The following is a 12,336-nucleotide window of genomic DNA, read 5'->3' on the forward strand; positions in this document are numbered from 1 at the left end:
GCCTACAGGCCCGCCGGGTTCTCGCCGGCGGCCTCGCGCTGCCGGAGCGCCTTGCGATCGACCTTGCCGCGGTCGTTCCTGGGGACGTCGTCGATGAAGACGACCCACCGCGGGTACTTGTGCTTGCTCAGCCGGTCCTTCACGAACGCCTTGAGCTCCGCGGCGAGCTCGGCCCGCCCCCGCTCGGTGGCGACGCGGCCGCGCGCGTCGTCGCGGACCACGATGAACGCCTTCGGCTTCACGAGGCCCGCCTCCTCGGCGCCGATCACGGCGGCGAGGCTGACGGCGGGGTGCTCGGTCAGGCACTCTTCCACCTCGGTCGGCGCGACCCAGACGCCGCCCACCTTGAGCAGCTCGTCGGCGCGGCCGCTGAACCAGAGGTAGCCCTCGGCGTCCATGCGGAAGAGATCCCCGGTGCGGCACCAGTGGCCGTGGAAGGTGCTCCAGCTCTTGTCGCGATCCTGGAAGTAGCCGAGCGCGACCGAGTCGCCCTTCACCCACATGACGCCGGTCTCGCCCGGCGGGAGCTCCGGCGCGCCCGGGCCGACCGCGTCCGAGGCGAGGATCTTGATCGTGTACCCCTCCACGGCGCGGCCGAGCGACCCGGGGCGCACGTCGCCGGGGCGGTTCGTGCAGTAGATGTGGAACATCTCCGCGGAGCCGATGCCGTCGTAGACGTCGGCCTGGAACCGCGCGCGGAAGCGCTCGAGGAGCGCGGGCGGCAGCGCCTCGCCCGCGGAGAGGTGGAAGCGGACGCTGGAGAGGTCGAGGCGCGGCTCGCCGCGCGCGGCGCGGGCGTCGTCGTCGTCGAGCAGCTTGCCCATCATCGTCGGCACGTTCGTCACCACGGTGGGGCGGTAGCGCTCGATGTACCGGGCGAGCGAATCGGGCGTCGGGCGCTCGACGAAGAGGCCGGCGGTCGCGCCGACCGCGAACGGGAACATCAGGTTGGTGCCCGTGGCGTAGCCGAAGAAGAGGCGCGGCACCGAGACGGTGACGTCGTCGCTGCGGTAGCCCACGGTCGCCTTGGCGTAGCGCTCGGTGTTGAAGGCGAAATCGCGGTGCGTGTGGATCGCCGCCTTGCTCCTGCCGGTCGAGCCGGACGTGAACAGCCAGATGGCGACGTCGTCGCGCCGCGTGGGGCGGGGGACGACCGGCGCGCTCCGCGGCACGAGGGCGGCGCGCCCCTGCGCGAGGGCGTCGCGGAGCGAGATGCCCCGCAGCTGACCGAGGGCCGGCGAGACGGCGAGGTCGGCCTCGAGGTCGCCGCCGGTCGGGACCTCCGGCACGAGGACGAGCGTCCGGAGGTCCGCCGCCGCGAGCGCGCCCTGGATCGCCTCGGCGACGCGCGGGATCGTGACGACCGCCGCGGCCCGCGTGTACTCGACGAGGTACGCGAGGTCGGCGGCCGGCGCCTCGGGGTTGCCCATCGCCACGACGGCGCCGTGGTGCAGCGCCGCGAAGAAGGCCCAGACGAACGCGGGCGAGTCGTGCAGGACGATGAGCACCCGCTGCTCGCGCGCCACGTCCTCGACCGCGAGGTGCCCGCGGAGCCGGCGGACCTGCTCGGCGACGTCGGCGTAGGTGTGCCGCTGATCGCCGAAGAGCAGGGCGACTTTGTCGCCGAGCCCCTCGCGCAGCCGGTCGAACAGATAGTAGTCGGCGAGGTTGAACTCTTCGGGAAATGTCGGTGCGCTCATGGTCACGCCTCCTCTCGCCTCCACCGCGGCGCCGTGAGCCGCCGCTTCCCCCCGTCCGTCGTCGCGACGCCGGGCTCGTCGAGCCCCTCGCGATCCCAGAGCTGGCACGTGACGGGCCGGTGCCGCTGATCGAGCGCCTCGCAGTAGTTGGAGTAGATGCAGCGGCGCACCTCGCCGCCGCGGCCGAGGCGCAGCTTCAGGAACCAGTCGGGGTCGGCCAGCGTCTGCCGGGCGGCGCCGATGAGGTCGGCGTCGCCGGCCGCGAGGATCGCCTCGGCCTGCGCGAACGTGCAGATCCCGCCCGCGACGACGACCGGCGTGCCGAAGCCGGCCTCGCGCACGGCCCGCCGGACCCGCGCCTGCTTCGGCACCTGCCGCCCGAACGGGCCGGCCGCGTCCGAGAGCGCCGTCGGCATGCACTCGTACCCGCTCGGGCCGGTGTAGGGATACGCGGCCTCGCCGACCTTGGGCTGCTTCGCGTCCTCGAACTTGCCGCCGGTCGAGAGCGAGAGGAAGTCCATGCCGGCGCGCGCGAAGGCGATCGCGAAGAACGCCGCGTCGTCGACCCGGTTGCCGCCGGCGATGACGTCGTCGCAGAGGAAGCGGCAGCCCACCGCGAAGCGGGAGGACACGGCGGCGCGCACGGCCGCGTAGACCTCGAGCGGGAGGCGCGCGCGGCGCTCGCGGTCGCCGCCGTAGCCGTCCGTCCGGGTGTTCAGCGCGGAGAGGAACGAGGCCATCGTGTAGGCGTGGGCGTAGTGGAGCTCCACCCCGTCGAAGCCCGCCTCGCGCGCCCGCGCCGCGGCCGCGGCGAAGAGGCCGGGCAGCGCGCGCGGCAGGTCGCGGATGTGGGGGAGCGCGACGTCGGTCACGCGCTCCCGCTCGCCGAAGCGCAGCGCCTCGAGCTCGCGCGGCGCGAGCACGGCCTCGAGCCGCGCGTCGTCGAGCGCGAGCAGCCGCTCGCGCACCTCCGGCTCCGGGGCGCCCTCGAGCCCCGGCTCGACGAGCGCGTCGGCGAGGGCGCGCCGGTGCGCGCCGGTGATCTCCAGGAACTGCCGCAGGAACCTCTCCCTGGTCGGGCGCCTGCGGATGCGGAGAAAATCGATGAGCTGGAGGAGCACGCGCGTTCGGCCCGCGCTCCGGGCGCGCACCGTACGGACGAGCTCCGCGAGCCCCGGGATGAACCGATCGTGGCCGGCGCGGAGCAGCGGCCCGCTCGGCACGTCGCGGATGCCGGTCGCCTCGACCACGAGGGCGCCGGGCTGGCCGTCGGCGAAGCGGCCGTACCAGTCGAGCACGTCCCGCGTGACGAGCCCGTCCTCCGTCGCCCGCCAGGGGACCATCGCCGGCACCCACGAGCGCTCCGCGAGCTCGAGGCCCGAGGCGAGCCGGAGCGGCGAGAAGAGGCGCGCGCGCGCCGCCTCGCCCGCGGTCGGGGGCTCGTCGCGGGGCAGGGCGTGGCGGATCCGCTCCGGCGGCTTCCACATCGCTACCGCGCCTCGCCGCGGGCGGACTCGCCCGCCGCGAGCTCCGCGGCGGCGCGATCGAGGATCCCCTTCGCGATGATGAGCTTCTGGATCTCGGTCGTCCCCTCGTAGATGCGCAGCGGCCGGATCTCGCGGTACAGCCGCTCGACCTCGGTCCCCTCGACGACCCCGAGGCCCCCGTGGAGCTGGACCGCGCGATCGATGATCCGCTGCGCCGCCTCGGTGGCGAACATCTTGGCCATGGCCGCCTCGGTCGAGACGCGCGCCGCCGCGCCGCCGGTGTCGCGCTTGTGGGCGGCGCGGGCCACGAGCAGGCGCGCCGCGTCGAGCTCGGTCGCCATCTCGGCGAGGTAGGCGCGCACCATCTGCTGCTCGGACAGCGGCGCGCCGAACTGCCTGCGGCGCGTGACGTGCGCGATCGCCTCGCGGAGCGCGCGCGCCGCCATGCCGTTCGCCGCCGCGCCGACCGAGATGCGGAAGGCGTCGAGCGTCCGCATCGCGAGCTTGTAGCCGCCGCCCACCTCGCCGAGGCGCGCGCCGTCCGGCACGCGGCAGCCGTCGAAGCGGAGCCGGCCGATCGGGTGCGGGACCGACATCGGGAGCGGCTCCGCGGCGACGCCCGGCGCGCCGCTGTCGACGAGGAACGCCGTGATCCCGGCGCGGCCCTCGCCCGTGCGCGCGAAGACGACCAGGTGGTGCGCGAGCGGGACGTTCGAGATCAGCACCTTCTCGCCGTCGAGGACCCACCCGTCGCCCTCGCGCCGGGCCTCGGTCCGGAGCGAGGCGACGTCGCTGCCCGCCTCGGGCTCGGTCAGGGCGAAGGCGCCGATGCGGCGCCCCGAGAGCACGTCGGGCAGGATCGCGCGGCGCTGCGCGTCGCTGCCGGCCAGCACGATCGGGTACGAGCCGAGCCCCTGCACCGCGAAGATCGCGTCGGCGAGCGGAGAGACCTGGCCGAGCGCCTCGCGGATGAGCACGAGCGAGCGCACGTCGACGGCCGCGGGGTCCGCGGCGGGGCCGCCGCCCGCGGGCGCGCCGCCGAGCGCCTCGGGGATGAGGTGCGCGTAGAGCCCGAGCGGCTCGCCCATGCAGCGCGCCACGGCGGCGGGGCCCTGCGCGCCCGCGAGCGGGGCGAGCGCCTCGGGGGTGAGCCGCGCGGCGAGGGCCGCGTGGCGCTCCTCGAAGAAGACCGGGAGATCGGCCGAGGAGAGCGCGAGCCTCGTCATGGGCGGGGCGCCGACGGGCCGGTGGCCCGGGGGGTGGGGGCCGCGTCGTCCTCGGCGGGCGCCGCCGCGGCGTCGCCCAGGGCGGCGCCCTCGAAGCGCGGCGGGCGCTTCGCCTTGTTCGCCTCGTACGCCTCGCGGAAATCGGGGTGCGCCATGCAGAGCGCCTGCGCCTGCGCCTCGGCCTCGATCGCGGCGGCGAGGGGCATCGTGCGCTCGCTCTCCAGCATCTGCTTGGTGATCGCGTGCGCGAACGCCGGCCCGCGCGCGAGGCGCTCGGCCCACTCGCGCGAGAGCGGGAGCGCGTCGCCGTCGGGGACGACGCGGTTCACGAGGCCGATGCGGAGCGCCTCGTCGGCGCCGATGAGATCGCCGAAGAAGAGCAGCTCGGCGGCGCGCCCGTGGCCGACGATGCGCGGCAGGAGGTAGGAGGCGCCCATGTCGGCGCCGGACAGGCCGACCTTGGGGAAGATGAACCCGAAGCGGGCGCTCGCCGCGGCGATGCGCAGGTCGCAGGCGGCGGCGATCACCGCGCCCGCGCCGACGGCGACGCCGTTCACCGCCGCGATGACCGGGCGCCGGAGCTCGCAGATGCTCTGGATGAGCGCGCCGGTGACGCGGGTGAACTCGAGCAGCCCCCGCGCGTCGCGCGCGAACAGCTCGGCGATGATCCCCTCGACGTCGCCGCCCGAGCAGAAGCCGCGCCCCTCGCCGGTGAGCACGACCGCGCGCGCGGCCGACCGCTCGAGCGAGCGGAGCGTGGCCGTGAGCTCGCCGTAGATCTCGAAGGTGAGGGCGTTCAGCCGGTCGGGGCGGCTCAGCGTGATCTCCGCGACGCCGTGGGCGATCTCGAGCTGGAAGGAGCGGGGGGTGAGGGTCATCGGGGCCTCTCGGGTTCGGGTGCGCTGCGCTGGGACGAGGTCTCGCGGTCAGGGCTTGGTCCGCGTGCGCCGCGGCGGGCTGCGGGCGCTGCGCTCTGGGTGCGCGCGGGCGCTGCCGGGGCGCGACGGGACGGGCAGGTCCGGCTCGCGGAGCGTGGTGCGCAGCTTGTCGAGCAGCCGCGTCAAGGTCGAGAGCTCGGCCGGGCTCAGCCCGGAGAACACCTTCGCGACGCGCGCGGCGTGGCGCCGCTCGGCGTCGCGGAACGCGCGCTGCCCCTTGGGGGTGAGGTGCACCCGCCAGGCGCGGCGGTCGCTCGGGTCGGCCCGCCGCTCGACCATGCCGTCGCGCGCCGCGCGGTCGACGAGCCCGGTGAGGTTGCCCGCCGTGACCAGCATGCTGCGGGAGAGCGACGCGAGCGTCTGCCCGTCGCTGCGCACGAGGTTCGCGAGGAGGTCGAAGCGCGGGAGGGTCATCTCGTGCTCCAGGTCCTCGCGGATGGCCGCGAGCGCGCGCTTGTGGACCGCGAGGATGCGCACCCAGGCGCGCACGGCGGCCTGATCGCCGCGCGCGCTCTCGGGCGGGGGCGCCGCGGCGAGCGGGCGCCTCGCCGGCGCCCCGCGCCTCACGGGCCGCCCTCGCCCCCGCCGGGCGCGGGGGCGGCCGCGGCCTCGCCGCGCGCGCGCGGCTCGACGAGGCCCGCGACGGCCTCGATCTCGACGAGCGCCCGCGGCTCGACGAGCCCCGCGACGCCGACGAGGGCCATCGCCGGGAAGTGCTTGCCGAACCGCGCTCGCCACGCGGCGCCGATCGCGGCGCGCGAGCGCCGGTACGCCTCGAGGTCGGTCACGTAGACGGTCATCCGCGCGACGTCGCCCGGCGCGCCGCCGGCGGCCGCGACGACGGCGAGCACGTTGTCGAGCGCGAGCGCGAACTGCTCGGCCAGGTCGTCGCTCGGGATCTGCCCGGACGCGGCGTCCCACCCGATCTGCCCCGCGACGTGCAGCGTCGGGCCGCGCGTCACGACGCCGTTCGCGTACCCGCGCGGCGCGGGCCACCCGGCCGGCTGCACGATCTCGAGGCCGCCCTTCACCGCATCACCTGCCCGCCGTCGACCGGGATCGCCTGGCCGTGGATGCTGCGCGCCTCGTCGCTGCAGAGCATCGCCACGACGAGCGCGACCTCCTCGGGCTCGACCATCCGGCCCTGGGGCGACATCGCCTCGAGCGCCCGTCGCGCCGCGTCCTCGCCCCGCCCGGTCTTCTCGGCGATGCGGGCGATCGCCTCGTCCGCCATCCTCGTGTTCGCCCACCCGGGGCAGACGCAGTTGATGGTGACCGGGGTCCGGGCGATCTCCAGCGCGATGGCGCGGGTCATCCCGACCATGGCGTGCTTCGACGCGCAGTACGCGGTCGAGTAGGCGCAGCCGGCGAGCCCCGCGGTGGAGGCGACGTTGACGACGCGCCCGAACCCGCGCGCGATCATCTTCGGGATCAGGGCGCGGCACAGCGCGAAGGCGCCGGTCACGTTGACCGCGAGCATGCGGTCCCAGAGCGCGTCGGTGGTCCTGTCGAACGGCGCGCTCTCGGCCGCGCCCGCGTTGTTGACGAGCACGTCGACGCGACCGACCTCGGCCTCGAGCGCGGCGAGCGCGGCGAGCGCGCCCTCGCGATCGCCCACGTCGAGCCGGACGGCGACGCCGCCGACGGCCGCGGCCGTCTCGTCGATCTCGGCCTGCGTGCGGCCCGCGACGGCGACGCGCGCGCCGTCCCGCGCGAGCCGCTCGGCGATCGCGCGGCCGATGCCGCGACCCCCACCCGTGACGAGCGCGATCCTACCTTCCAGGGACATGTGGAGCACCTAAATCATATATATATGAAGCACAGGCCGAAGTCACCCTCGCCGCGGCGCGCCTGAAACGCGGACGTCGCGGGCGTGCAGTGCGCTCCGCGACGATCGCGTCCGAGACGCAGGCGAGCGCGGCCGCGGCGCAGGCGAGCGCGTCCGCGACGAAGCGAGCCGATCAGCGCGTCGCGCTCCGCCTGTCCGGCTGCTCCGCCCGCGTTCCGGCCGTCGATCTCGACGAGCGCGTGCGCCACTATCTCCGGATGCGTGCCTCCTCCGTCGCGGCGACGATCGCGGCATCGTCGCTCGTCGCAGCGCTCGGCTGCGGCGACGCGCGCCCGAGCGTCTCGTCGATCTGGGTCTCGCCGGCGCACCTCGTCGAGCTCCGCGGGGCGCGGTTCTTCGACGCGCCGTGGCCGAGCGATCTGCGCCGCGAGGGCGGCGCGGTGCGGCTCGACGGCTACCCCAACCCGCGGCGGCTCAGGCTCCTCGACGAGTACGTCGGCGAGATGGACTCGGTCCTCGACGGGTTCTCGCCGGCGGCGGCGGGGTACCTGCGCTTCGCCGGGCCGATCGACGTCTCCTCGCTCCCCGAGACGCCCGCGTTCGCCCTGAGCCCCGTCGCGTCGGTGCAGCTCATCGACGTCGATCCGGGCTCGCCCGCGCGCGGAGAGCGGCGCCCGATCTCGGTCCATTTCCGGCGCGAGGCCGGCGTCTACTGGCCGGAGAACACCCTCGCCTTCATGCCCGTGATGGGCTTCCCGCTGCGGCCGCGGACCCGGTACGCGCTCGTCGTGACGGACGCGCTGCGCGGCGAGGGCGGCGGCCGCGTCGAGGCGAGCCCCGAGCTGCGGCAGGCGCTCGGGATCGACCCGGCCGGCGCCGACGTCGAGGCCGCGCGGGCGGCCCTCGCGCCGGCGGTCGACGAGATCGAGGCGGCCGGCGTCGAGCGCGCGCGGATCGCCCACCTCGCGGTCTTCACCACCGCCGACCCGACGGCGGAGCTCTTCGCGCTGCGCGATCACCTGCTCGCGAGCGTCCCGCCGCCGGAGGCGCGGCCCGCGCTGTGGCGGCTCGTGAAGCGCGCGCCGTCGTGGGACGAGTACGCCGGCGTGTACGGGCCGTCCCCGAGCTACCAGATCGGCCGGGCCCCGTACGCGACCCACGCCGACGGCGGCGGCTTCGCGAGCAAGGCCGGCGAGCCGGTGATCGCCGGCTATTTCGACCTGCGCTTCTCGATCACGGTCCCCGCCGCGGGCCGCTGCCCGATGCCGGAGGCCGGCTACCCCGTCGTGCTCTACGCCCACGGCACGGGCGGCGACTACCGCTCCTACGTCCGCAGCCACACCGGCGTCGCGCTCGCCGAGCGGTGCCTCGCGGTCATGGGCGTCGACCAGATCTTCCACGGCGCGCGCCCGGAGGCGCCCCAGGACGCGGCGCAGGCCGGGCCGCTGTTCTACAACGTGCAGAACGTGTACGCGGCGCGCACGAACGCGCGCCAGTCGGCGCTCGACGAGGTGCAGCGGGCGCGCCTCTTCACCGAGTCGCGCATGACCGTGCCCGCCGGCGTGTCCAGCACGGGGGAGGAGATCCGGTTCGACCCGTCGAAGATCCTGTTCTTCGGGCACTCCCAGGGCGGGCTGAACGGCCCGCTCTACCTCGCGGCCGACGACTCGGCGCGGGGCGGGGTGCTCTCCGGGGCGTCGGCGGTCATGTCGATCACCCTGCTCGAGAAGACGAACCCGCCGCCGAGCATCGCGGCGCTCGTCAAGGCGGTCTTCCTCGGGCTCATGGGCGACGAGGAGGGGGAGGTGAACGAGCTCCACCCCGCGATCTCGCTCGCGCAGTCGATCGTCGACGTGGTCGATCCGATCCACTACGCTGCGCGGCTGTTCGTCGCGCCCCGCGACGGCTTCGCGCCGAAGAGCATCTACATGACGGAAGGCATCAACCCGGACGGCAGCGGCGACACGTACGCGCCGCCGCGCGGCATCGAGATGCACGCGCTGGCGATGGGCTTGCCGCTGCAGTCGCCCGCGCAGCGTTGGATCCGCGAGTACGGCTTCGGCGGCCCGGCGCCGGTCGAGGTGCCGCCCGAGGGTCTCGCGGGGAACCTCGCCGGCGGCCGCGCCTCGGGGGTGCTCGCGCAGTGGCCGGTCCCCGAGGGGAGCGACGGTCACTTCGTGGTCTTCGACGTGCCCGCGGCGGCCGCCCAGGCGCACGGCTTCCTCCAGAGCCTCGCGGACGCGCCGCGCGGGCGGGTGCCGGCGCCGTGAGCGCGGCCTCGGATCTCGCGTCGCGCGTCGCCGCGCTGCTCGCGCACCCCGGCGTGGAGGCGCGGCCCCAGGCGGCCGCGGGCGCGTGGCCGCTCGATCTGGCCGAGCCGCCGGACGTCGCGGCGCTCTACGCGGCGGCGGACGGCCTCGCGCTCCCGGACGGCACGCGGATCCTGCCGCGCGGCGAGCTCGCGCGGGCGACGGCGTGGCTCACGGAGGAGCGCTCGCTCGACTGGGAGCGCGACCTCTTGGTCGTCGGGGAGCGGGAGGATCTCGTGATCGTGCTCGACCTCGACGCGGCGGGCGCGCGCGCCGGGGGCGGTGTGCTGGAGGTGCCGACCGACGGGCTCGCCTCGTTCCAGCGCGTTGCCCGCTCGCTCGTGGGCTACCTGGAGCGGCGCGTCGGCGTCGCGGGGGCCGAGGCCGCGTCGCCCGAGGTGCGGGCGCGCGAGGCCGCGACGCGCCGCGACCTGCCGGCGCTCGCCGAGGCGCTCGCGGAGGCGATGTACCCGGGCGCGGAGCGGCAGGTCGCGCACGCGGCGCTCACGCTGGGCGTGCTCCTGTCGGAGCGCGGGGACGAGGCGGCGCTCTGCGCCTTCGCGCGCTCGGTCGAGGCGCGGGTCGCGGCCGCGCCGCGCGGCGCGGCGGCGCCGGAGCGGCTCGCGGCGTGGCGCGCGTGCGAGATCGCGGCGCGGGAGGCCGGGGCGGAGGCGATCGCCGCGGCGTGCGCGGCGCGGGGGCGGGGCGGGGCGTAGCGAAGGAGCTGGCCCGTCGCCGCTCAGCGGGCCGCGCTCACCGCTTGCCGCGCTCCCGGAGCATCGCGCGCCACGCGCGCACCACGGCCGTCTGGTCTCCCTGGCGCACCATGAACTCCGTCAGCGCCGTGATGTCGAGCCCCGGCAAGAACCGGCTCCGCTCCGCCTCGGCGTAGCCCTCCGGGCCGAGGAGGTGGAGCGAGAGCTTCCCTTTCTTCAGGAACCAGACCTCGGGCACGCCGAGCCCCGCATAAACGGAGAGCTTGTCGATCGTCCCGCTCTTCTCGATGACCTCGATCGCGAGCTCCGGGATGTCCCCGTCCTCCACCGTCCCGAGCACGTAGCACTCGTCCGGCTCCACCCCCCGCTTCACGAGCCGCTCGCGGACGGTCATGCTGCCGTACCCGCTGAGCGGCAGCTCCGCCTCCTCCGCGTAGGCCTCGACGAGGCGGGCCAGGATCTTCTTCCGCCCTTCGTGCGGTCCTCCCGGGCTCATCAGCTCCAGCACTCCCTCGCAGTACGTCACCCGCACGCCTGCGCGGTCGCCGAGGGCCGCGAGGAGGCCCTCGTACTCCTCCCACGAGACGTCATGGACGACGAAGAGCTGGTCTTCCGAGCCGCTTGCCGCGACCGCTTCGGCGCGTTCAGCAGGGGGAGCGAGGAGGGGTGCAGCGGCGGCCATGACAGCGTGCTCCTACCGGGAGTATCCCCGCGGCGCCGCCCGCTTGCAACCGCCGACCCCGAGCGCCTCCCTCAGAACACCCGCCCGAGCCCGTCGAGCGCCGCCACCCGGTAGGCCTCGGCCATGGTGGGGTAGTTGAACGTCGTGTTCACGAAATACCGGATCGTGTTGCAGGGCGCCGGCTGCGACATGATCGCCTGCCCGATGTGGATGATCTCCGCGGCGTTCTCGCCGAAGCAGTGGATCCCGAGCAGCGCGAGCGTCTCGCGGTGGAAGATCAGCTTCAGCATCCCGACCTGCTGGCCCGTGATCTGCGCGCGGGCGAGCGTCTTGAACGTCGATTTCCCCACCTCGTAGGGCACCTTCGCCGCCGTGAGCTCGCGCTCGCTCTTGCCGAGCGACGAGATCTCCGGCGTCGTGTAGATGCCCGTGGGGATGTCCCGGACCAGCTTCTCGTCGGCGTCGCCGCAGATGTGGCTGGCCGCGAACCGGCCCTGGTCGTAGCTCGCGCTCGCGAGCGCCGGGAAGCCGACGACGTCGCCGACCGCGTAGATGTGCGGCTGGCTCGTCTGGAAGGTCTCGTTGACCTCGAGCTGACCGCGCTTGTTCGGCGTGATCCCGAGGTTCTCCAGGCCGAGATCGGCCGTGTTGCCCGTCCTCCCGTTCGCCCACAGGAAGACGTCGCTCCGGAGCTTCTTCCCGCTCTTCAGGGAGAGCACGACGCCCTCCTTGGTGGCCTCGACCTTCTCGTGCTCCTCGCCGTTGAGGACGCGGATCCCCTTGTCGCAGAAGTGGTACCCGAGCGCGTCGGTGATCTCGTCGTCGAGGAACTCCAGGAGATGGGCGCGCGTGTTCACCAGGTTCACGGCGATCTGCATGTTGCGCAGCATCGACGCGTACTCGCAGCCGATGACGCCCGCCCCGAAGATCGTGATGCTGCGGGGGGTCTGATCCATGCGCAGCAGCGTGTCGCTGTCGAAGATGCGCGGGTGGCTGAAGTCGATGTCGTCCGGCCGGTACGGCCGCGAGCCGGTCGCGACGACGAAGCTGTCGGCCGTGAAGCGCCGGCGCTGGCCCCCGTCGCCCTCGACCTCGACCGTGTGCGGATCGACGAAGCGGGCTTGCCCCGGGATGAGCTGGACGCGGTTCCGATCGTAGAAGCTCTCGCGCAGGTCGACCTGCTCGTCGATCACGTGGTTCGCCGTCGCGAGGAGCTCGGCGAACGGGTACTCCGGGACCACATCCATCCGCTTGTAGATGGGGCTCTGGTTGACCAGGTTCATGTGGTAGATCGCGCGGCGCAGCGCCTTGCTCGGGATCGTCCCCCAGTGGGTGCAGCCCCCGCCCACCCGCGTGTAGCGCTCGATCGCCGCGACCGATTTGCCGTGCTTCGCGGCCGTCATGGCGGCGCCTTCGCCGCCCGGCCCCGTTCCGATGATGATGAGATCGAAGTGCGGGGTGGTCGCCATCGCGTTCCTCCGAGGCGCGC

The 12,336-nt window shown here is 74.7% G+C and carries 11 protein-coding genes; 2 read left to right on the forward strand and 9 right to left on the reverse strand.

Going from position 1 to position 12,336, the window contains the following annotated elements:
• Positions 1 to 2: 2 nt before the first annotated feature.
• From WMF26_RS12090 to WMF26_RS12120, 7 genes are read right to left on the reverse strand one after another with little or no spacing between them, the layout of a single operon-like run.
• A complete protein-coding gene (locus WMF26_RS12090; RefSeq protein WP_438000441.1) occupies positions 3 to 1,700 on the reverse strand; it encodes a benzoate-CoA ligase family protein in 1,698 nt (565 codons plus the stop codon).
• 2 nt (positions 1,701 to 1,702) lie between these two features.
• Entirely contained in the window at positions 1,703 to 3,187 is a 1,485-nt protein-coding gene (locus WMF26_RS12095) for an NADH:flavin oxidoreductase (protein ID WP_438000442.1), read from the reverse strand.
• A gap of 2 nt (positions 3,188 to 3,189) precedes the next feature.
• Positions 3,190 to 4,413 carry an acyl-CoA dehydrogenase family protein gene (locus WMF26_RS12100; protein ID WP_438000443.1) on the reverse strand — a complete coding sequence of 408 codons (1,224 nt, stop codon included), beginning with the start codon at positions 4,411 to 4,413 and terminating at the stop codon, positions 3,190 to 3,192.
• The gene (locus WMF26_RS12105) at positions 4,410 to 5,291 is read right to left on the reverse strand and encodes an enoyl-CoA hydratase family protein (protein WP_438000444.1); all 882 of its coding nucleotides are present in this window, start codon (positions 5,289 to 5,291) and stop codon (positions 4,410 to 4,412) included. Before WMF26_RS12105 ends, WMF26_RS12100 begins: the two co-directional genes overlap by 4 nt.
• Positions 5,292 to 5,339: 48 nt before the next feature.
• Entirely contained in the window at positions 5,340 to 5,918 is a 579-nt protein-coding gene (locus WMF26_RS12110; protein ID WP_437337256.1) for a MarR family winged helix-turn-helix transcriptional regulator, read from the reverse strand.
• A complete protein-coding gene (locus tag WMF26_RS12115) occupies positions 5,915 to 6,382 on the reverse strand; it encodes a RidA family protein (protein ID WP_437337257.1) in 468 nt (155 codons plus the stop codon). The genes WMF26_RS12110 and WMF26_RS12115 overlap by 4 nt, the downstream gene beginning before the upstream one ends.
• The gene (locus tag WMF26_RS12120; RefSeq protein ID WP_437337258.1) at positions 6,379 to 7,140 is read right to left on the reverse strand and encodes an SDR family NAD(P)-dependent oxidoreductase; all 762 of its coding nucleotides are present in this window, start codon (positions 7,138 to 7,140) and stop codon (positions 6,379 to 6,381) included. The genes WMF26_RS12115 and WMF26_RS12120 overlap by 4 nt, the downstream gene beginning before the upstream one ends.
• A gap of 89 nt (positions 7,141 to 7,229) precedes the next feature.
• Here WMF26_RS12120 and WMF26_RS12125 point away from each other — a divergent pair, with 89 nt between their 5' ends.
• Together WMF26_RS12125 and WMF26_RS12130 are read left to right on the forward strand one after the other, a co-directional pair.
• Complete coding sequence (locus tag WMF26_RS12125) at positions 7,230 to 9,410, forward strand: hypothetical protein (protein ID WP_438000445.1); 2,181 nt, start codon at positions 7,230 to 7,232, stop codon at positions 9,408 to 9,410.
• Entirely contained in the window at positions 9,407 to 10,165 is a 759-nt protein-coding gene (locus tag WMF26_RS12130) for a hypothetical protein (protein ID WP_438000446.1), read from the forward strand. The genes WMF26_RS12125 and WMF26_RS12130 overlap by 4 nt, the downstream gene beginning before the upstream one ends.
• Before the next feature lie 37 nt (positions 10,166 to 10,202).
• Here the strand turns inward: WMF26_RS12130 and WMF26_RS12135 are convergent, their stop codons facing one another.
• Positions 10,203 to 10,847, reverse strand: a complete 645-nt coding sequence (locus WMF26_RS12135) for a Uma2 family endonuclease (protein ID WP_437946259.1) — start codon at positions 10,845 to 10,847, stop codon at positions 10,203 to 10,205.
• Positions 10,848 to 10,918: 71 nt separating this feature from the next.
• Positions 10,919 to 12,316: a Si-specific NAD(P)(+) transhydrogenase gene (sthA, locus tag WMF26_RS12140; RefSeq protein WP_438000447.1), complete on the reverse strand. Its 1,398-nt coding sequence runs from the start codon at positions 12,314 to 12,316 to the stop codon at positions 10,919 to 10,921.
• Positions 12,317 to 12,336 lie beyond the last annotated feature (20 nt).

It is taken from the genome of Sorangium sp. So ce185 (assembly GCF_051526825.1).
GTDB lineage: Bacteria > Myxococcota_A > Polyangia > Polyangiales > Polyangiaceae > Sorangium > Sorangium cellulosum_D.

Coding starts and splice junctions, on each gene's coding strand:
- WMF26_RS12090 (WP_438000441.1), bottom strand. CDS start 1,700: ATGAGCGCACCGACATTTCCCGAAGAGTTCAACCTCGCCGACTACTAT.
- WMF26_RS12095 (WP_438000442.1), bottom strand. CDS start 3,187: ATGTGGAAGCCGCCGGAGCGGATCCGCCACGCCCTGCCCCGCGACGAG.
- WMF26_RS12100 (WP_438000443.1), bottom strand. CDS start 4,413: ATGACGAGGCTCGCGCTCTCCTCGGCCGATCTCCCGGTCTTCTTCGAG.
- WMF26_RS12105 (WP_438000444.1), bottom strand. CDS start 5,291: ATGACCCTCACCCCCCGCTCCTTCCAGCTCGAGATCGCCCACGGCGTC.
- WMF26_RS12120 (WP_437337258.1), bottom strand. CDS start 7,140: ATGTCCCTGGAAGGTAGGATCGCGCTCGTCACGGGTGGGGGTCGCGGC.
- WMF26_RS12135 (WP_437946259.1), bottom strand. CDS start 10,847: ATGGCCGCCGCTGCACCCCTCCTCGCTCCCCCTGCTGAACGCGCCGAA.
- sthA (WP_438000447.1), bottom strand. CDS start 12,316: ATGGCGACCACCCCGCACTTCGATCTCATCATCATCGGAACGGGGCCG.